This window comes from Catenuloplanes indicus (genome assembly GCF_030813715.1).
Taxonomy (GTDB): Bacteria; Actinomycetota; Actinomycetes; order Mycobacteriales; family Micromonosporaceae; genus Catenuloplanes; species Catenuloplanes indicus.
On sequence record NZ_JAUSUZ010000001.1, the window covers coordinates 4,094,714 to 4,113,880 of the forward strand.

Below are 19,167 nucleotides of genomic sequence, written 5' to 3' on the forward strand. Positions count from 1 at the left end.
CATGCTGTTCAACCCGACCATCGCCTGGATGACCGCGCGCGGGCTGTTCGGCCGCCGCCGGTTCCTGCTGCTGTTCCCGCTGCCGCTGCTGCTGGTCGCGCTGGCCGTCTTCGCCCGCGTCACCGGCATCAACAACGGCGACTGGGGACCGCTGGTGATCAACGGCCTGGGCATCGCGGTGCTGCTGCCGGTGACCGCGCTCATCGTCGGCACCGGCGTGCTCGGCTCCGAGATCGACGACGGAACGATCGTGCACATCCTCACCAAGCCGCTGTCCCGCGCGGAGATCGTCTGGGCGAAGTTCCTGGTCGCGTCCGGCGTCACCGCGCTCACCGCCGCGATCCCGCTCTACGTGGCCGGCGTGCTGGTCCAGGACTTCCGGTTCGGCCTCGCGCTGGCCGGTGCGGTCGCGATCGGCGCGGTCATCTATTCCGCCGTGTTCGTGCTGCTCAGCCTGCTCAGCCGGCGCCCGGTCCTGGTCGGCCTGCTCTACGTGCTGATCTGGGAGGGCCTGCTGGGCAACCTGGTGAGCGGCACCCGGGTGCTGTCCATCGGCCAGTACACGGTGACCTACGCGGACCGCTTCCTCCCGACCGAGTATCTGACCGGGAACGTCTCGCTGCCCGTCACCATCGTGATGAGCGTGATCGTCACGGCGCTCTGCCTTGCGTACGCGGTGTTCCGTCTCCGCTCCTTCACGGCCAGCTCCGAGACCAGCTGACCTGGCGCGGCCCCGCCGTCCCCGGCGGGGCCGCCTCAGCGGACGTCGACCTGGAAGATGGGGAGGCGGCCGAGGTCTCGGTAGGCGGCCAGGCCGTCCGACGTGCGTTCCGGGCGGGAGTCGCGGCCGCGCTGGTCGTGGGGCGTGTCGAAGTGCAGCAACGCCTTGATCCGCGGGAAGTCCCCGATCTGCCGCCCCACGCTGCGGTAGAACTCCGCCTGGTGGCCCGGGTTGGCATGGCTGGCCCAGACGCCCCACTCCGCGACCATCAGCGGTTTCGACGGGTGCCGGGCCACCGCCCAGTTGTAGAAGCCCGGCCAGTCCGGTTCCTCGCCGGAGACCCGGTTCATCAGCTCCGCGAAGTCGCCGTGGCCGTACTCGCCGCGCTCGCTGTAGGCGTAGGTGTCCCAGGCCACCCAGTCGACCACGTCGTCGCCCGGGTACAGGCCGGCGAACCACGGTGCCGCGGTGTACGGCACGTAGGCCATGTGGACCATGACGGTGACCAGGTTGTCCACGCCGCGGGCCCGCAGCCGCTGAACCACGTGCCGGAACATGTCCCGGTAGTCGTGCTCGGTGTACTCCGACCCGCGGCGCGGCCGCACCTCCTCCTCCGGTTCGTGGTGGACGGTGAAGAAGAACGGCTGGGTGTACGTGTCCCGGATGTGGGCGGCCAGCCGGTCCAGGTACTCGTCGGCGGCACCGTCCGCGATCTCCGCCCAGCTGGCGTCCCACGGCTTCCAGTTCAGGAACAGGATCCGCGGCCGGGCCGGGTCACCGGCGATGGCCAGCTCCTCCGCTGTCGGAAAGAGACCGTTCATCCCCCGGTGGTACGCGTGGTAGACCGCCTGCGTGCGCCCGGTCTTCTCCTCGTACTCGGCCAGCGCCCGCGCACCGCGCGCGGCGGTGAACGCGCCGGGTGCCGCTCCCCAGAGGACGTTGCAGGTCGGCACCAGCTTCGGCCCGACCCGGCAGCCGGCCGGGCCCGGCGCGGACGTGACCGGTGCCGGGCCGAGACCGGTCGACGCGGAGGGCGGCGGCGGCTCGTCCGGTACCGGCCGCGTCGGGCGGCCCGGCTCCGCGCGTGGCGGTGGCGTGCTGCCCGGCGCGGACGGTGGCGCGTCGTTGTCCTCGCGCAGGCCGGACCAGAGCAGACCGGCGCCGGCCACCAGCAACACGACCGCCGCCAGGGCCAGTAACAGGTGTATCCGGCGGCGCATGCGCTGGCGACCTCCCCTGCGGTGACGACCTCCTCCGCACAACGAGCCGGGGTACTGATTTGTCGCTCGGCCCCCCTCCGACTTTCACGATCGGGCGTTCTGCTGAGAGACTGTCTGCCTTACTTGGTCTTGGGGGTGGGATGAACAGCGGTGGGTGGTTGCTGCCCGAGGACGTGCTGCGGGACGCGCCGGCTTATACGCCCCGGGCGTATGAGCTCGCCGACCTGGAGCTGCTGCTCTCCGGCGCCTATGCCCCGCTGACCGGCTTCCTCGGCCGCGCGGATCTGAGCAGCCTGCAGCGCCGGGGCCGGCTCGCGGACGACCGGTCCTGGCCGGCGCCGGTGACGCTGGAGGTGCCGGCCTCGATCGCGGAGGGCCTGGACCTGACGAACCCGGTCGGGCGCGCGATCGTGCTGACCGACCCGGAGGGTGCGCCGGTCGCGGCGATGGAGGTCGCGGACGCGTGGCCGACCAAGAACGGCATGTACGGCGTCGGCGGCGACGTGCGGCGGCTCGGCGACGGTACGCACGGCCCGTTCCAGCGCCTGCGCCGGACGCCGGAGGAGATCAAGGCGCTGCTGCCCCCGGGCCGGGTGCTCGGCGTGATCGCGGACAAGCCGCTGCACCGCCCGCAGCTCGCCCAGATCGCGCACGCGGCGAAGCAGCTCAGCGCACACCTGCTGGTGCTCATCCCGATCGCCGAGGCCAGCCCGGACGGCATGCCGCCGGAGGCGCTGGTCCGCGCGATCTTCGCGGCGCGCGACCGCATGCCCCCGGCGACGCTGGTCGCGGTGTCGCTGACCCGGCGCGGCCAGGAGATCGCGGACGCGCTGCTGCGGGCACGGGTGGCCGCGGCGTACGGCGTGACCCACCTGCTCTCCACCGGGGAGTCACTCTCCGGTGGTGGTCCGCGCGTGCTGGTGCCGCGCGAGCTGGCCTACGACAACCGGGACGGTCAGTGGCGCTGGCGGGAGGAGATCCCGCCGCGCAACCGCAAGCTGGCGCTGTCCCAACTGGAGATCAACGATCTCCTTGACCGGGGCTTCCCGCTGCCCGAGTGGCACACGCCGCCGGCCGTGGCCAAGGAGCTGGTCCGGGCACGCCCGCCGCGCCGGCACCGGGGCCTGGTGGTGTTCCTGACCGGGCTGTCCGGTTCGGGCAAGTCCACCGTGGCCCGGCACGTGGCGGACACCGTACGCGAGTCCGGCGAGCGGTCGGTCACGCTGCTGGACGGCGACGTGGTGCGCCGTGAGTTGTCCGCCGGCCTGACGTTCAGCAAGGCGGACCGGGACCGCAACGTGCGCCGGATCGGCTGGGTCGCGGCCGAGGTGGCCCGGCACCGCGGGCTGGCGATCTGCTGTCCGATCGCGCCGTACGCGGACGCCCGCGCCGAGGCCCGGAAGATGGCGACCCAGGCTGGTGCCGGTTTCGTGCTGGTGCACGTGTCGACGCCGCTGGAGGTCTGCGAGCAGCGCGACCGCAAGGGCCTCTACGCGAAGGCGCGGGCCGGCGAGCTGACCGGGATGACCGGCATCGACGATCCGTACGAGACGCCGACGGACGCGGAACTGACCATCGACACCAGCGAGCTGTCGCTGGCCGACTCGGTCAAGCTGGTGATGGACCACCTGACCGAGCACGGCTGGTTCGAGCCGCACCGCTGACCGGCGCACCTGTGATCGAGGCGTCCGCCGCGTCCTGGCGGGCGCCTCGATCATGTCTCGATCGGGTCGGTGCGCGGCCGATAGTTACGTAGCCGAGAGACGGGCGTTGAACCCCGGGGGGCGATTCGCCGCTCTCGGCCGCTTCATGGTGATTTTCCCGGCGGCCCCGCCTTCGACCGTACGGTCGGCACCCCGTGGAAAGGGCCGCCACACCCATGGACGCGTCTCCTCCGCCGTCCCACGACATGTCCCACTATTTCGGGATACTACGGCGGCACTGGTGGGTACTGGCGGGCCTGGCGCTGCTCGGGCTCGGCATCGCGGCCGGCGTGACCGCGCGAATGCCGAAGACCTACGAATCCGCGACCAGCGTGCTGGTCACCCCGGCCGGTCAGGACACCAACGTCTCCGGCGGCCGGACCAAGGGTGAGGTCAACCTCGACACCGAGGCGCAGCTGGTGCGCTCCACCGCGGTCGCGGCCGGTGCGGCCGAGCTGCTGCGCAGCCCGCTGGCGCCGGACGAGCTGGCGAAGAGCCTCCGGGTGGAGGTGCCCGCGAACACGTCCGTGCTGGTCATCACGTACGCCGCGACCGAGCCCGCGGCCGCGCAGGCCGGGTCGCACGCGTTCGCCGAGGCGTACCTGCGCAACCGGGAGCGGACCGCCACCGCCAGCACCGAGGCCGCGATCAAGGCGCTCTCCGACAAGACCAAGCAGCTCAGTGCCACGCTCACCGAGGTCAACAACCAGCTGGCCCGGGTGGACCGGGAGAGCCCGCAGCGGCCCAACCTGGAGAGTCAGCGGCAGACCACGCAGAACCAGCTGAACTCGCTGAACGGCAAGCTGAACGAGCTGACCACGACCACGGTCAGCGTCGGCTCGATCATCAGCGAGGCGCGGCTGCCGTCCATGCCGAGCAGCCCGAACACCATGCTGAACCTGGCCACCGGCGGCATGATCGGGCTGCTGCTCGGCCTGCTGGCCGCCACGCTGTGGGAGCGCCTGGACCGCCGGGTGCGGTCCGCGGCCGACGTCTCCGGCGCCGGGGTGCCGGTGCTGGCCACGCTCAACGGCCGCAGCGCGCCCCGGTTCGACGACGTGCTCCAGCCGTACGGCCCGGGCGGCCGCACGTTCAACCGGCTGCGCAACGAGGTGCTGGCCAGCCTCGGCCGGGACGACCAGGTCGTGGTGGTCACCGGCGCCAGCCGCGGGTCGGCCACCACGCTGGTCGCCGCGAACCTGGCCACCGCGCTGGCCCGGACCGGCAGCGAGGTGGTGCTGATCGGCGCGCACCTGCCGGAGAGCATGGTGGAGATCGCGCCGATCGCCCGGATCTTCGGCATCGCGGCCAAGCCCGGACTGTCCGAGGTGCTGGCCGGGCGCGCGCCGCTGGCCGACGCGGTCCAGCAGGCGCCGCGGGTGCCGTCGCTGCGCGTGGTCACCACCGGGGGCACCGCGGCCGCGGGCGGGCTGATGCAATCGCAGGCGCTCTCCGACATGCTGAGCACGCTGCGCCGGCAGGCCGCGTACGTGGTGATCGAGGCGCCGTCCACGTCCAGCAGCGCGGACGCGCAGAGCCTGGCCAGTCTCGCGGACGCGGCGATCCTCTCGGTGGAGACGCGGCGGGCCCGGCGGCCGGAGGTGGCGGACGCGGCCGAACAGCTGCGCCGGGTCGGTACGCCGCTGCTCGGCGCCGTGGTGTTGCCACGCATCGAGCCGAAGGCGGCCGAGGAGCTGCCACCGCCGCGGCCGACGCTCGCGCCACCGCAGCCGAAGAAGCCCACCAGCCGCACGTACGGGTCGGAGGCCGCGAAGAAGCCGAGTCCGTCGAAGGCCGCCGAGCCGAAGATGCCGGGCTGGCTGGGCGAGTCCGACGCGGAGACCCGGGTGATCGACATCTCCGCCGTGGCCGCCGCGACCCGGGACGACAAGCGCCCGGACCCCGACGGACCGGCGAGGTGACGTCCGCGCACCTCGCGGAGCGGGCCTCCCCCTCGTACCCCCGCGAAGGTTTTGATCTTCCGGCTTGGCCGGTCGCGGGTCTGTTGCTGCTCTATCCGCTGTGGTGGGCGCTCGGACTGGGCGTGCTGATCTTCCCGATCCTGGCCGTGCCGATGGCGGTACTGCTGATCCGCGGTGCCGCGCGCGGCCGCCCGGTCCGGATGCCGCCCGGTTTCGCCTGGTGGCTGCTGTTCCTCGCGGTCGTGGTGGTCAGCATCGGCGCGCTCGGCGCGGACCCGGCCGGCACGGTGCCGGAGCGGGCGAGCGCGCGGATCGTCGGCGTCGCGTTCCGGCTCGCGCAGTACGCGTCGCTGACCGTGCTGCTCGTCTACGCGGGGAATCTCACCGAGCGCGAACTCCCTCGCCGCCGGATCGCCGGGCTGCTCGGCTGGCTGTTCGTGGTGACCGTGGCCGGTGGGCTGCTGGGCGTGTTCGCCGGGCACTTCGCGTTCACGTCGCCGGTGGAGATGGCACTGCCGGCCGGCATCCGCAACAAGGGCTTCGTGCAGTCGATGGTGCACCCGTACGCCGCGCAGATCATGGACGTGGTCGGCGAGACCCGTCCGCGCCCGGCCGCGCCGTGGGGCTACACGAACACCTGGGGCAACAATTTCTGCCTCTTAGTAGGATTTTTCATTGTTTCCAGTAGCAAACACCGACTGCTCGCCACGCTCTGCTTACTCGTCGCGCTGGTGCCGGTGGTGGAGTCGCTCAACCGGGGACTGTGGATCGGGCTCGGCGTCTCCGCGCTCTACGTGGCGCTGCGGTCCGGCCGGATCACGCTGCTGCTCGGCGTGCTCGCCGCGAGCGCGCTGCTGGTGCTGGTCGTGCTGGTCAGCCCGCTCGGGAGCACGGTCACCGCGCGGCTGGACAACGGCAAGTCGGACGGCGTCCGCTCGTTCCTGGTCGGCCGCGCACTGGACGGCGTGGTGCACTCACCGGTGATCGGCTACGGCTCCACCCGCACCACGATCGGCGGCCGTAACTCGATCGCGGTCGGCGAGAGCGCCGCGTGCGAGCGGTGCGGCAACTTCACGGTCGGCGGCAACGGCCAGCTCTGGCAGCTGCTCTACGCGCACGGCCTGACCGGGACGATCGCCTATTTCGGTTTCTTCGCACACGGGCTGTGGCGGTTCCGGCGCGACCGCAGTCCCACCGGCCTCGCCGCGAGCTGCGCGATCGTCGCGTCGTTCGTCGCCACGCTCTGGTACAACGCGCTGGTCACCCCTCTGGCGTTCCTGTTCCTCGCCTACGCGCTGCTGTGGCGGAACCAATCATCCGAGGGAGACCCCACGTGACGGTAAAGACCGCGCCGGTACGCCTGACGGCGAACGACGCCGCGCTGCGGGCGCAGTACCTGGACGAGGTGCTGACCGTGCTCTACCCGCCGCCGATGTTCACCACGGACGGGCCCGGCGCGATCGAGTTCGTGGTGGTGCCGGACCGCGCCCGTGCCCGCCTGCTGGTCCCGGCCAGCCCGCGCCGGATCGCCGCCGCCGCGGTCCGCCGCTACGCCGAGCCGCAGTCCCGCGGCGCGAAGCTCAAGCGCGAGGCCGTGGTGGCGGCGCTGCAGACCGGCGCGTCCGGCCTGCTGTTGCGCGACCGGATCCGGATCGACGGCCCGCGGGACGCCTCGATCGACGCGTACCTGGAGCGCGCGCTCGGCCGCCGCACCGCGCTCAGCATCCACATCGGACCGGCGCGGGCCAACCGCAAGCCGGTGCTCCAGCTGCTCGACGACGCGGGCAGCACCTGCGGTTTCGTCAAGCTCGGCACCGGGCCGCTGACCCGGGAGCTGGTCGAGGCGGAGACGGCCGCGCTGCGCACGCTGGACGGCGTGCCGCTGCCGCACCTGACCGTGCCACAGGTGCTGCACGCCGGGCGGTGGGGCGCGCACCAGGTGCTGGTCCAGTCCGCGCTGCCGGTATGGCGGCCGCGCGCGTCGCTGTCGCCGCGCCGGCTCGCCGCCGCGATGCGCGACGTGGCCGGCTGCCTCGGCTACACGTACGGGCCGCTCACCGCGAGCCCGTACTGGAAGAGCCTGACCGACCGGCTGGCCGAGGTGGCGGACCGGGAGGAGGGCGCGCAGCTCGGCCGCGCGGCCCGGCTGCTGGCGGACCGGGCCGGGCAGATCAGCCTGCGGTACGGCGCCTGGCACGGCGACTGGGCACCGTGGAACATGGCCGCGCTGGACGACACGGTGCTGCTCTGGGACTGGGAGCGGTTCACGCCCGGCGTACCGGCCGGGTTCGACGCGATCCACCACGAGCTGCAACGCCGCGTGCAGTTCGACCCGGACGCGACCGGTGCGCTGGAGGCCACCATGCAGCGCGCCGGTGAGCTGCTGCACCCGTTCGAGGTGGCGCCCGGCGCGCGCGAGCTGACCGCGCTGCTCTACCTGGTCGACCTGGCCGTCCGCTACCTGATCGACCGGCAGGCCGAGGCCGGTGCGCGGCTCGGCGTCCTGGGCAGCTGGCTGCTGCCGGTTCTCATCCGTCGTGTGGAGGGCAATCGGAAATGATCACTTCGTCGCGGGTGCCGGGTGCGGTCAAGCACATCGTGCATCTCGGGTCCCGGTCGTACGGGCGGCTGACCGCGGGCTCGCGCATGCTGCCGTCGTTCCTGATCGCGGGCGGGCAGCGCTGCGGGACCACGTCGCTCTACCGTGCGCTGGCCGCACATCCCGTGGTGCTCAAGGCGGTGCTGCACAAGGGCGTGCACTACTTCGACACGTCGTACGGCCGGGGCATCAACTGGTACCGCGGGCACTTCCCCCGGCAGAGCACCGGGCACCGGGTCGGCGAGCGGCACGGCGCACCGGCGCAGACGTTCGAGTCCAGCCCGTACTACCTCTACCACCCGCAGGCCGCGGCCCGGATCGCCCGGGACCTGCCGGACGTACGGCTGATCGCGCTGGTCCGGGACCCGGTCGAGCGCGCGTACTCGCAGCACGCGCACGAGGTGGCCCGCGGGTTCGAGAAGGAGCCGTCGTTCGCGCGGGCGCTGGCGCTGGAGCCGGCCCGGCTGCACCGGCAGGAGGAGAAGCTGGCCGCGGACCCGGACTACTACTCGTTCTCGCACCAGCACCACGCCTACCGCGCGCGCGGCGAATACGCCCGCTACCTGGACGCGGTCGCGGAGCACATCCCGCGCGAGCGGATCCTGGTGGTGGAGAGCGAGCGGTTCTTCGCCGAGCCGGAGTCGGTCTACGACCGGGTGCTCAACTTCCTGGACCTGCCGCACCTCGCGCTGCCGGCCTTCGAGAAGCACAACGCGCGCCCGCGCGGCACCGCGATGGACGACGCCGTGCGCGCGGACCTGACCGCGCACTTCGCGCCGCATGACCGTGCGCTGACCGCCTGGCTCGGGCACACCCCGGTCTGGCGAGCCTGATGGGGGCGCCCACGCGCGCCCTGCCCCGCACCGTCGACCACTCCATCTGCGGCAGCGTGCCGGGCATGCTGTGCGCGCACGCGTCACCGCGGCCGGCCGCCGCGGAGAAGAGCGTCGGCGGCGCCGCCCGCGGCGGGCTGGCGAGCCTGATCGGCGTCGGCTTCACCGGGCTCACCGGCCTGGCCGTGACCTGGCTGGTCGCGCGCGGGCTGGGCACCGATCACGCGGGCGCGTTCTTCGCCGCGACCGCGCTGTTCGCGCTGGCCACCGGGCTGGCCCGGCTCGGCACGCAGACGTCGCTGGTCTACTGGCCGGCCCGGCTGCGCGCCCGGGGCAACGCGAACCTGCTCGGCGAGTGCCTGCGCACCGGGCTGACGCCGGTCGGCGCGGTCGCGCTGGTGATGGCCGTGCTGCTCTGGACGTTCGCGCCCGCGCTGGCCGGGCTGACCGCGCCGGACGCCGCGCCGGCCGTGGTTGCGGACCACGCCGGTCAGCTGCGCATGCTCGCGGTGTTCCTGCCGCTGGCCGCGATCGCGGACGCGGTGCTCACCGCGACCCGCGGCTACCGCATGCTCCGGCCGACGATCATGCTGGAGCGGATCGTCCGGCCCGGCCTGCAACTGGCCGGCATCGGCGGGCTGGCGCTGGCCGCGGCCTGGGTCGTGCTGCCGCCGCACTGGTACGCGCTGGCCTGGGCCGGCCCGTACCTGCCGGTGGCACTGCTCGGCGGGTACGCGCTGCGCCGCGTCTACCTGTCCGGCCCGGCACCGGCCGAGGCGCCCACCTCGCGCGCCCGCCGGCTGCTGCGCCGGCGCTTCTGGCGGTTCACCGGCCCGCGCGCGGTCGCCAGCGTCGCGCAGCTGGCGTTGCAGCGCCTGGACGTGCTGCTGGTCGCCGCGTTCGGCGGACTGGCCGCGGCCGCGCTCTACGCGGTGGCCGGGCGCTTCGTGGTGCTCGGCCAGTTCGCCAACCAGGGCATCGGCCAGGCGGTGCAGCCCCGGCTGGCCGAGGCCCTGGCCACCGGCGACCGGGACCGGGCGAACGCGCTCTACCAGGCCGCGACCGGCTGGCTGGTGCTGGCGGCCTGGCCGCTCTACCTGCTGGTGATCACGTTCGCGCCGGTCTACCTGGGCGCGTTCGGCGCGGACTACCGCGGCGGCGGCACGATCGTGGTGGTGCTGGGCAGCGCGATGCTCTTCTCCACCGGCTGCGGAATGGTCGACTCGGTGCTGACCATGGCCGGGCGCACCACCTGGAACCTGTGGAACGTGCTGCTCGCGCTGGTCGTGACGATCTCGCTGAACCTGCTGCTGATCCCGTCGATGGGCGCGCTGGGCGCGGCGATCGGGCTCGCGGTGGCCGTGCTGATCAACAACCTGGTGCCGTTGTTGCAGGTCGGGTTGGTGCTCGGGCTGCACCCGTTCGGCCGGGGCACGATGGCGGCGGGTGCGCTCGCGCTCGCGTGTTTCGGCGGCGTGGGCGCGCTCGCCGTGCGCGCGCTCGGCCCGACCGTGCCGGGCCTGCTGGCCGCGCTGGCCGGTGGCGGCGCGTTCTACGCGCTCGGCATCCTGCGGCTGCGGACCCTGCTCGCCCTCGACGACTTCGCGCGCCTGCGCCGTACCAATTAGAAAGGATTTTTCGTGACAAATTATGCTTCGGTGTTTCAGAACGCGGATGCGGTCGAGAAGTACGAGACCGTCACGTACGCGCCGGACAGCTACGGCTCCGCGATCAACGAGCGGCAGCGCGCGTACCTCCGGCATCTGATCAAGCGGTCGTTCCCGGTGCGGCGCCCGGTGCAGCACGACTTCGCCTGCGGCACCGGCCGGGCGATCCGGCTGCTGCACGGCGCGGTGCGCGGCGCGCACGGCTACGACACGTCCGCGGAGATGCTGGCGAAGGCGGCCGAGGTGGGCACGGCCGCGCGCCTGCACCGGATCGCGGAGGACGGCCCGGTCCCGGCGCCCGCGCACGAGGAGGGTCCGGCGCTGGTCACGTCGTTCCGGCTGCTGCTCAACGTGGACGAGTCGGTTCGGCACCGGCTGATCGGCTTCGCCGCGCAGGCGCTGCCGGACCGGGACGCCGGCCTGCTGGTGGTGGAGAACCACGGCAACCGGCACTCGCTGCGGCACCTGGCCGCCCGCCGTCGCTCCGGCAGGCGGTGGTTCGCGGAGTTGTCGCACGCCGAGGTGAGCGCGCTGCTCGCACAGCACGACTTCGAGATCGTGGAGCGACGCGGGTTCAGCATGTTCCCGCAGTCGGCCTACGCACGGCGCTGGGCCCGGCCGGTCGCGCGGCTGGTGGACCGGATCGCCGCACGCGTCCCGCTGCTGTCCGCGGTGGCGGTGAACGTGCTCTACGTGGCCCGGCGGCACACGTGACCCGCCGCTGGCTCCTGGCGCTGGTGACGTCGCTGGCCGTGGCCGGGTGCACCGGCGGCGATCCGTCGCCCGCGCCCGTCCCGTCGCCGGACCTGGACGGGCCGCCACCGGCGATCGCGGTGAACCCGGGGCCGTTCGACGCCGGGCCGATCGCGCTGCCCGCGCGCGGCGCCTACCTGGGCGCGTGGGTGAAGCCGGCGGTGATCAGCCAGCCCGGCCGGCTGGAGGCGACCCGCGGGCTGGAGGAGCGCCTCGGGCGCGACCTGGACATCGTGCACACGTACCGGAAGTGGGACGAGAAGTTCGGCACCGCGTCGGACCGGGAGTACCTGGACGCCGGCGCAACGCTGCTGTTCAGCTGGGCCTCCGGCGACACCCGGTCGATCACGTCCGGCGAGCACGACGAGCTGATCCGGGCACAGGCCAGGCGCGTCGCCAAGGACGGGCGGCCGGTGCTGATGCGGTTCCGGTGGGAGATGGACCGGCCCAACCTGCGCCCCTCGATGTGGTCCGGCGACGACTACGTGGCCGCCTGGCGGCACGTGCGGCGGATCTTCGACGCGGAACGCGCCCGCAACGCGTCCTGGGTGTGGTGCCCGACCGCGGAGGGCTTCGAGAACGGCGAGGCGCCCGCGTTCTATCCCGGCGACGACGTGGTCGACTGGACCTGCGTCGACGTCTACGCGGGCGAGGACTTCCGCTCGCTCGGTGATCTGCTCACGCCGTTCCTGCGCTGGGCCGCCGAGCGGCCGAAACCCATCCTGATCGGCGAGTACGGCGTGGCCGCGGCCTGGGGCTCGGAGCGCCGGGCCGCCTGGCTGCGCGACGCGACCCGCCTGTTCAAGGCGAATCCGCAGATCAAGGGTGTCTGCTACTTCGACTCCAACCCGGACGGGAACCCGCCCGCCAAACAGTTCCAGATCTCCGGGGATGCACCGGCGTTCGCCGCGTTCACCGAGCTGACCCGCGACCCCTGGTTCAACCCGGAAGTGCAGCCGGAGCCGTAGGGCATGTCCGGCGGATCCCGACGGCCTGCGGCGAGATCCACCGAACGCGCCCTAGCGCACCCGGCCGACCATGGCGCCGAGCAGCAGGCGCATCGCGTACGGGGCGTCGTGGCCGAGGTAGCGGCGGGCCATCCGGCGTGGCTCGCCGGCCAGCCGGTGCACCCACTCCAGGCCGGACCGCTGCATCCAGGCCGGGGCGCGGCGCGCGTCACCGGCCACGAAGTTGATCGCGGCGCCGCAGCCGAGGAACCAGGTGAACGGCAGGTACTCGGCGAGCGCGGAGATCACCCACTCCTGCTTCGGGAAGCCGAGGCCGACGTAGACCAGGTCCGGCTTGGCCTCGACCACCTCGCGGCAGACCGCCTCCAGCTCCTTCGGGCGGCGCTCGAAGCCGTACGCCGGGCTCAGGCAGCCGGCGATGCGCAGGCCCGGGCAGGCCACCGCGAGCCTGGACGCGGCGCGCTCGGCACCGTTCGCGCCCTCGTCCGGTTCGCCGCCGATCAGGAACACGGACCGGCCGTCATCCGCGACGCCGGAGGAGAGCGACCAGATCAGGCTGGACCCGGCGACCCGTTCCGGCACCGGCGTGCGGGCCAGCCGGCTGGCCCACACCAGCGGCATGCCGTCGGCCACCACCAGGTCGGCGCCGCAGAGCAGGTCGCGTACGGCCGCGGAGTCGCGGGCCTGGCGCAGGATGTCGACGTTCGGGGTGACGATCCGGCCGCCCTCGCCGCGTTCGAGCGCGCGCCGGACGTGCCCGACCACCTGCGACTCCGTCACCGGGTCGAACCCTGTCCCGTCAAGGACGACGCGCACCGCAAGCACTCCCCCACGCTCGATCACTCGTTACTTAACGAAACGACCGAAAGTGGTGAAAGTGGCACGGGTACTCTTTCTCGGTGGTTTGGGGCGAAGTGGGACAACCCTCGTAGAGCGCCTGCTCGGTGAGCTGCCGGGGGTCTGCGCGCTCGGCGAGGTGGTGCACCTCTGGCAGCGCGACGTGCGCGACGACGAGCGCTGTGGCTGCGGCGCCCGCTTCTCCGAGTGCGCGTTCTGGCGCGCGATCGGCGAGGCCGCGTTCAACGGTTGGCAGAACGTCGACGTGGACCGGATCATCGCGCTGCGCGCCACGGTGGAACGCACCCGGTTCATCCCGCGCCTGGCCGCCCGGACGCTGCCGCGCGCGCTGCACGACGCCGTGCTCGAGTACGCCGCGTTCTACACCTCGGTCTACGAGGCGGCCGCGCTGACCGCGGGCGCCGAGGTGGTCGTCGACTCGTCCAAGCACAGCGCGCTCGCGCACTGCCTGCGCTGGTCTCCCGCGCTGGACCTGCGCGTGGTGCACGTGGTCCGGGACCCGCGCGGCGTCGCGTACTCCTGGACGAAGTCGGTGGCCCGGCCGGAAACCGACGGCACCGAGGAGATGACCCGTTACTCGGCCGGGCGCTCGGCGCTGCTGTGGACCGGGCACAACGCGGCGTTCGGGCTGCTCGCCCGCCGCGGCGTGCCCACGATCCGGCTCCGGTACGAGCAGCTGCTCGCCGACCCGCGCGGCGAGCTGGCCCGGATCGCCGCGCACGCGGGCCTGCCGCTGCGCGCAAACGACCTGGCGTTCGTCGACCGCAGCGCCGCCGAGCTGCGCACCGGCCACAGCGCCGCCGGGAACCCGATGCGCTTCACCACCGGCCGGGTGGAGCTGCGCCGGGACGACGCCTGGCGCGACGCGCTCCCACCCCGGCAGCGTGCCCTGGTCGGCGCGGTCTGCGCCCCGATGCTGCACGCCTACGGCTACGCAACCCCGCAGAAGGAGATCTCGTGACCAGCTGGCCCACGGTCGGCGTGGTGATCCCGACCCGCAGTCGCCCCGAGCTGGTGCGCAAGGCCGTCGACTCGGTCCGCGCCCAGGACTACCCCGGCAAGATCCGGATCATCGTGGTGTTCGACGGCACCGAGCCGGACTTCTCGCTGGCCGCGCCGGGCGGCCCGCCGGTGCTGATGCTGGCGAACTGGCGTACCCCCGGGCTGGCCGGCACCCGCAACACCGGCATCACCGCGCTGGACACCGAGCTGGTCGCGTTCCTGGACGACGACGACCAGTGGCTGCCGGCGAAGCTGCGCAAGCAGGTCGCGGCGCTGCTGACCGAGCCGCAGGCGGAGTTCGTCACGTGCGGCATGCAGGTGGAGTTCGACGGCCGGCGCAACGCGCGGCTGGCCGGGCGCGACCGGGTGACCGTGCAGGAGCTGGCCCGGTCCCGGATGGCGATGCTGCACTCGTCGAGCTTCCTGATCCGGCGCGAGGCGCTGATCGGCAAGCACGGCTTCGGCCTGGTCGCCGAGGACGCGCCGGGCAGCCAGAACGAGGACTGGGACCTGCTGCTGCGCGCGGCCCGCCGGTCGCCGATCGTGCACGTGGACGAGCCGCTGGTCCAGGTGCTGTGGGGGCGCAGCTCGCACTACGCCTACGAGTACGGCACGAAGATCTCGTCGTTGCGGTGGATGATGGCCCGGCACCCGGAGATCGCCGGATGCGCGCCCGGCGCGGCCCGCGTCTATGGTCAGCTAGCTTGCTGGTCCGCCGCGACCGGCAACCGGCCGGACGCGTGGCGCTGGACGAAGGAGGCGGTCCGGGCGAACTGGCGCGAACCGCGCGCCGCGATCGCGCTGGCCGCGATGACCGGCGCGGTCAAGGTGGAGAACGTGCTGGCCACGCTGCACCGGCACGGCAGGGGTATTTAAAGGAGAAGACCCTTCTCGTTCGCCACCGTACCGGGGTATGTTCGTTTCTGTTGGTTTTAGTGCGGAAGCGTTGACCTACCCCAGGAGGTCGTGTGACGAAGCGGCTGGTGCCGAAGGTCCGTGGGCTGAGCTACGGCGGGGACTACAACCCCGAGCAGTGGCCGGAGAGCGTCTGGGCGGAGGACGTCGCGCTGATGCGCGAGGCCGGCGTCACCGTGGTCAGCCTCGGCATCTTCGCCTGGGCGTGGCTGGAGCCGGCCGACGGGCGGTACGAGTTCCACCGCCTCGACCGTCTCATGGACATGCTGCACGACGGCGGCATCGCCGTCGACCTGGCCACCGCCACCGCGTCGCCGCCGGCCTGGTTCTCGGCCGCGCACCCGGAGGCAATGGTGGTCGACGCGGACGGCCGCACGCTCACCTACGGCAGCCGCCAGGCCTTCTGCCCGAGCTCCCCGGCGTACCGGCAGAAGGCTCTGGATCTGGTGACCAGGCTGGCCGAGCGCTACGGCGACCACCCGGCGCTGGCCATGTGGCACGTGCACAACGAATATGCGTGCCACAACCCGCACTGCTACTGCGAGCTCTCCGCGGAGGCGTTCCGCGACTGGCTGCGCGCCCGCTACGGCGACCTGGACGGGCTGAACGCGGCCTGGGGCACCGCGTTCTGGTCGCAGACCTACACGGAGTGGGAGCAGGTGCAGCCGCCGCGCGCCACCGTCACCTCGGCGAACCCGACGCAGCTGCTGGACTTCAGGCGCTTCTCCTCGGACGCGCACCTGGCCAACTTCACCGCGGAGCGGGACGCGCTGACCGCGATCACGCCGGACGTGCCGATCACCACGAACCTGATGACGTCCAGCTGCTACGCGCTGGACTACTGGGTGTGGGCGCGCGAGATGCCGGTGATCTCCAACGACCACTACGTGCTGGCGGAGAGCCCGGTCCCGCCGGCCGCGCAGACCGCGTACGCGGCGGACGCCACCCGAAGCCTGGCCGGCGGCGGGTCGTGGCTGCTGATGGAGCACTCCACCAGCGCGGTCAACTGGCAGCCGCGCAACCTGGCCAAGGCGCCCGGCGCGCTGCTGCGGGAGAGCCTGGGCAACGTGGCGCGCGGCTCCGAGGGCGCGATGTTCTTCCAGTGGCGGGCCAGCCGGGCCGGCTCGGAGAAGTGGCACTCCGCGATGCTGCCGCACACCGGCACCGGGTCGAAGGTGTGGCGCGAGGTGGTCGCGCTCGGCGACGCGCTGCGCGACCTGGCCGAGATCGAGGGCTCGCGGGTCGAGGCGCCGGTCGCGATCGTGCTCGACTACCCGTCCGGCTGGGCGCAGGAGGCGCCGAACCAGCCGAGCGTCGACATGCGCGCGTTCGACGAGGTCAAGCGCTGGCACGCGGCGCTCTGGCGGGCCGGCGTCACGGCCGACCTGGTGCACCCGTCCGCGGACCTCAGCGGCTACCGCGCGGTGCTGGTGCCGTCGCTCTATCTGGTCGACGACGACGCGGCAGCCAACCTGACGGGCTACACCGGCACGCTGATCGTGGGTCCCTACAGCGGGCTCGCGGACCGCAACGACCACATCCGCCCGGCACCGCTGCCAGGAGCATTCCACGACCTTCTGGGGATACGGGTGGAGGAGCACTTCCCGCTGCCGGCCGGCGCGAGCGTGGCGCTGGACGACGGCTCCTCGGCCGGCGTCTGGACCGAGCAGCTGTCCGCGACCTCGGCCACGGTTCTCGCCTCCTACCTGGACGGCCCGGTGGCCGGGTCCCCGGCGATCACCCGGAACGGCCACGTGCGGTACCTGGGCACCCGGCTGGCCGACGACGCGCTGGAGGCGCTGCTCGCCACCGTCGCGCCCGCCACGCACCGCGTCCCGGCGCAGGTCGAGGCCGTGCGCCGGCGGCACACGGACGGGCGGTCGTACCTGTTCCTGCTCAACCACGGCGACGGACCGGCCGCGGTCGACGCGCGTGGCACCGATCTGCTGACCGGCACCGCGTGGACCGGCCCGGCCGAGGTGCCCGGCCGCGGCGTCGTCGTACTCCGGGAGGCGTGATGCTGGCTCAGCAACGACAGGCCGCGATCCTGGAACGGGTGCGCACCGCGGGCGGCGCCCGGGTCAGCGAGCTGGCCGCCGAGTTCGGCGTCTCGGACATGACCATCCGTCGCGACCTGGACCTGCTCTCCGACCGCGGGCTGCTGGCCAAGGTGCACGGCGGCGCCACGCCCGGCCTGCCCGGCTCCGCGCACGAGCCCGGGTTCGCCGCCAAGTCCGCGCAGCAGCGCCGGGAGAAGGCGCTGATCGCGGCGGAGGCGGCCACGCTGGTCGGCCCGGGCACCGCGATAGCGCTGTCCGCCGGCACCACCACGGTCGAGCTGGCCAGCCGGCTGGTCGACGTGCCCGGCCTGACCGTGGTGACGAACTCGATCCCCGTCGCGGACGTGTTCTACCGCGGCGGCCGGCCGGACTCCACCGTGGTGCTCACCGGCGGCGTGCGCACCCCGTCGGACGCGCTGGTCGGCCCGGTCGCGGTGGCCGCGATCCGCTCGCTGCACCTGGACCTGGTCTTCCTCGGCGTGCACGGGATGAGCGAGCGGGCCGGTTTCACCACGCCGAACCTGACCGAGTCGGAGACCAACCGCGCGCTGGTCGAGGCCGCGGAACGGCTGGTGGTGCTGGCCGACAGCACGAAGTGGGACACGGTCGGCATCTCGTCCTTCGCCACGCTCGGCGAGGCACACACCCTGATCACCGACGCCGGTCTCCCCGACCCGGCGCGGGCCGTACTCGCAGATTACGTAACGGACCTACGACTGGTGGAAGCATGAAGCGCACCCCGATCACGCTGGCGGACGGCCGCGAGCTGATCTACTTCGACGAGAACGACGACGCGGTCCGGGAGACCGTGGACCGGCGCGAGCTGCCCCCGCCGCCGGCCGCGTCGCAGCTGCGGTACGACCCGCTGACCGACGAGTGGGTGGCGGTCGCGGCGCACCGGCAGACCCGCACGTTCCTGCCGCCGGCGAACGAGTGCCCGCTGGACCCGTCCACGGACGCGTTCCAGACCGAGATCCCGGGCGACTACGACGTGGTGGTGTTCGAGAACCGGTTCCCGTCGTTCAGCGCGCGGACCGTCGACTCGCCGGGCGACTCGATCACGGACCTGGTGCCGATCAAGCCGGGCTTCGGGCGGTGCGAGGTCGTCTGCTTCACCTCGGACCACAACACGGCGTTCACCGCGCTGCCGCCGTCCCGGGTGCGCCTGGTCGTGGACGCGTGGGCGGACCGAACCGCGGAGCTGTCCGGCACGCCCGGGATCGAACAGGTCTTCTGCTTCGAGAACCGGGGCGTGGAGATCGGCGTGACGCTGCACCACCCGCACGGGCAGATCTACGCGTACCCGTTCCTGCCGCCGAAGACCGTGGCCATGCAGGCGGCGGCGCGGAAGCACTTCGACGCGACCGGGCGGAACCTCTACGCGGACGTGCTGGCCGCGGAGATCAAGGCCGGTGACCGGGTGGTGGCGTCGAACGAGTTCTGGACCGCGTACGTGCCGGCCGCGGCGCGCTGGCCGTTCGAGGTGCATCTGGCCCCGCACCGGCAGGTCGCGGACATACCGGCGCTGACCTCGGACGAGCGGGACGCGTTCGCGCTCATCTACCTGGAGATCCTGAAGCGCTTCGACGGGTTGTTCGACGGGCCGATGCCGTACATCTCGGCGTGGCACCAGGCGCCGGTGAACGCCGGGCGCGAGCTGGGCTACCTGCACCTGCAGCTGTTCAGCATCCGGCGCGCGCCGGGCAAGCTGAAGTACCTGGCCGGTTCCGAGTCCGCGATGGGCGTCTTCATCAACGACGTGACGCCGGAACAGGCCGCCGGCATGCTCCGGGACGTGCGGCTCTAGGGGGTGTGCGGGAGGCCCGGGACAGAGCCTCCCGCACGAGGGAAGGGACGACTTGAGGTCGTTCTGCCCAAAATAACGGCATATGTTCCCGGGAGTTACGGCCGGAACATCCGAAAAACGAACGAAGGCCCGCACCCCG

16 protein-coding genes are annotated in these 19,167 nt (G+C 72.8%); 14 read left to right on the forward strand and 2 right to left on the reverse strand.

The features are described from left to right. Position 1: 1 nt before the first annotated feature. The gene (locus J2S42_RS18395; protein WP_307240801.1) at positions 2 to 721 is read left to right on the forward strand and encodes an ABC transporter permease; all 720 of its coding nucleotides are present in this window, start codon (positions 2 to 4) and stop codon (positions 719 to 721) included. A 35-nt stretch (positions 722 to 756) separates the two neighbouring features. On the opposite strand, the gene J2S42_RS18400 is transcribed toward J2S42_RS18395, so the two are convergent. After that, positions 757 to 1,941, reverse strand: coding sequence for a glycosyl hydrolase (locus tag J2S42_RS18400; protein WP_307240803.1), 1,185 nt, complete (start codon positions 1,939 to 1,941; stop codon positions 757 to 759). A 140-nt stretch (positions 1,942 to 2,081) separates the two neighbouring features. On the opposite strand from J2S42_RS18400, the gene cysC reads away from it, so the two are divergent. From cysC to J2S42_RS18440, 8 genes are all read left to right on the forward strand, one after another. Beyond that, entirely contained in the window at positions 2,082 to 3,605 is a 1,524-nt protein-coding gene (gene cysC / locus J2S42_RS18405) for an adenylyl-sulfate kinase (protein ID WP_307240805.1), read from the forward strand. 245 nt (positions 3,606 to 3,850) lie between these two features. Then, positions 3,851 to 5,566, forward strand: a complete 1,716-nt coding sequence (locus tag J2S42_RS18410) for a polysaccharide biosynthesis tyrosine autokinase (RefSeq protein ID WP_307240807.1) — start codon at positions 3,851 to 3,853, stop codon at positions 5,564 to 5,566. Further along, a complete protein-coding gene (locus J2S42_RS18415) occupies positions 5,563 to 6,903 on the forward strand; it encodes a hypothetical protein (RefSeq protein ID WP_307240809.1) in 1,341 nt (446 codons plus the stop codon). Before J2S42_RS18410 ends, J2S42_RS18415 begins: the two co-directional genes overlap by 4 nt. Then, positions 6,900 to 8,126 (forward strand): hypothetical protein, encoded by a 1,227-nt coding sequence (locus tag J2S42_RS18420; protein ID WP_307240811.1) that lies wholly within the window; start codon positions 6,900 to 6,902, stop codon positions 8,124 to 8,126. The genes J2S42_RS18415 and J2S42_RS18420 overlap by 4 nt, the downstream gene beginning before the upstream one ends. Beyond that, entirely contained in the window at positions 8,123 to 8,998 is an 876-nt protein-coding gene (locus J2S42_RS18425) for a sulfotransferase family protein (protein ID WP_307240813.1), read from the forward strand. Before J2S42_RS18420 ends, J2S42_RS18425 begins: the two co-directional genes overlap by 4 nt. After that, positions 8,998 to 10,626, forward strand: a complete 1,629-nt coding sequence (locus J2S42_RS18430) for a lipopolysaccharide biosynthesis protein (RefSeq protein WP_307240814.1) — start codon at positions 8,998 to 9,000, stop codon at positions 10,624 to 10,626. Before J2S42_RS18425 ends, J2S42_RS18430 begins: the two co-directional genes overlap by 1 nt. Positions 10,627 to 10,638: 12 nt before the next feature. Further along, entirely contained in the window at positions 10,639 to 11,379 is a 741-nt protein-coding gene (locus tag J2S42_RS18435; protein WP_307240816.1) for a class I SAM-dependent methyltransferase, read from the forward strand. After that, entirely contained in the window at positions 11,376 to 12,386 is a 1,011-nt protein-coding gene (locus J2S42_RS18440; RefSeq protein ID WP_307240818.1) for a glycoside hydrolase family 26 protein, read from the forward strand. The genes J2S42_RS18435 and J2S42_RS18440 overlap by 4 nt, the downstream gene beginning before the upstream one ends. A gap of 51 nt (positions 12,387 to 12,437) precedes the next feature. Here J2S42_RS18440 and J2S42_RS18445 read toward each other — a convergent pair whose 3' ends face one another. Beyond that, the gene (locus tag J2S42_RS18445; protein ID WP_488193134.1) at positions 12,438 to 13,229 is read right to left on the reverse strand and encodes a WecB/TagA/CpsF family glycosyltransferase; all 792 of its coding nucleotides are present in this window, start codon (positions 13,227 to 13,229) and stop codon (positions 12,438 to 12,440) included. A 34-nt stretch (positions 13,230 to 13,263) separates the two neighbouring features. On the opposite strand from J2S42_RS18445, the gene J2S42_RS18450 reads away from it, so the two are divergent. From J2S42_RS18450 to galT, 5 genes are all read left to right on the forward strand, one after another. Beyond that, positions 13,264 to 14,205 (forward strand): sulfotransferase family protein, encoded by a 942-nt coding sequence (locus J2S42_RS18450; protein WP_307240823.1) that lies wholly within the window; start codon positions 13,264 to 13,266, stop codon positions 14,203 to 14,205. After that, positions 14,202 to 15,122 carry a glycosyltransferase family A protein gene (locus tag J2S42_RS18455; protein WP_307240826.1) on the forward strand — a complete coding sequence of 307 codons (921 nt, stop codon included), beginning with the start codon at positions 14,202 to 14,204 and terminating at the stop codon, positions 15,120 to 15,122. The genes J2S42_RS18450 and J2S42_RS18455 overlap by 4 nt, the downstream gene beginning before the upstream one ends. A 92-nt stretch (positions 15,123 to 15,214) precedes the next feature. Then, complete coding sequence (locus J2S42_RS18460; RefSeq protein WP_307240828.1) at positions 15,215 to 17,179, forward strand: beta-galactosidase; 1,965 nt, start codon at positions 15,215 to 15,217, stop codon at positions 17,177 to 17,179. Continuing rightward, positions 17,179 to 17,952 carry a DeoR/GlpR family DNA-binding transcription regulator gene (locus tag J2S42_RS18465; RefSeq protein WP_307240830.1) on the forward strand — a complete coding sequence of 258 codons (774 nt, stop codon included), beginning with the start codon at positions 17,179 to 17,181 and terminating at the stop codon, positions 17,950 to 17,952. Before J2S42_RS18460 ends, J2S42_RS18465 begins: the two co-directional genes overlap by 1 nt. Next, positions 17,949 to 19,028, forward strand: a complete 1,080-nt coding sequence (gene galT / locus J2S42_RS18470) for a galactose-1-phosphate uridylyltransferase (protein ID WP_307240832.1) — start codon at positions 17,949 to 17,951, stop codon at positions 19,026 to 19,028. Before J2S42_RS18465 ends, galT begins: the two co-directional genes overlap by 4 nt. Positions 19,029 to 19,167: the final 139 nt, after the last annotated feature.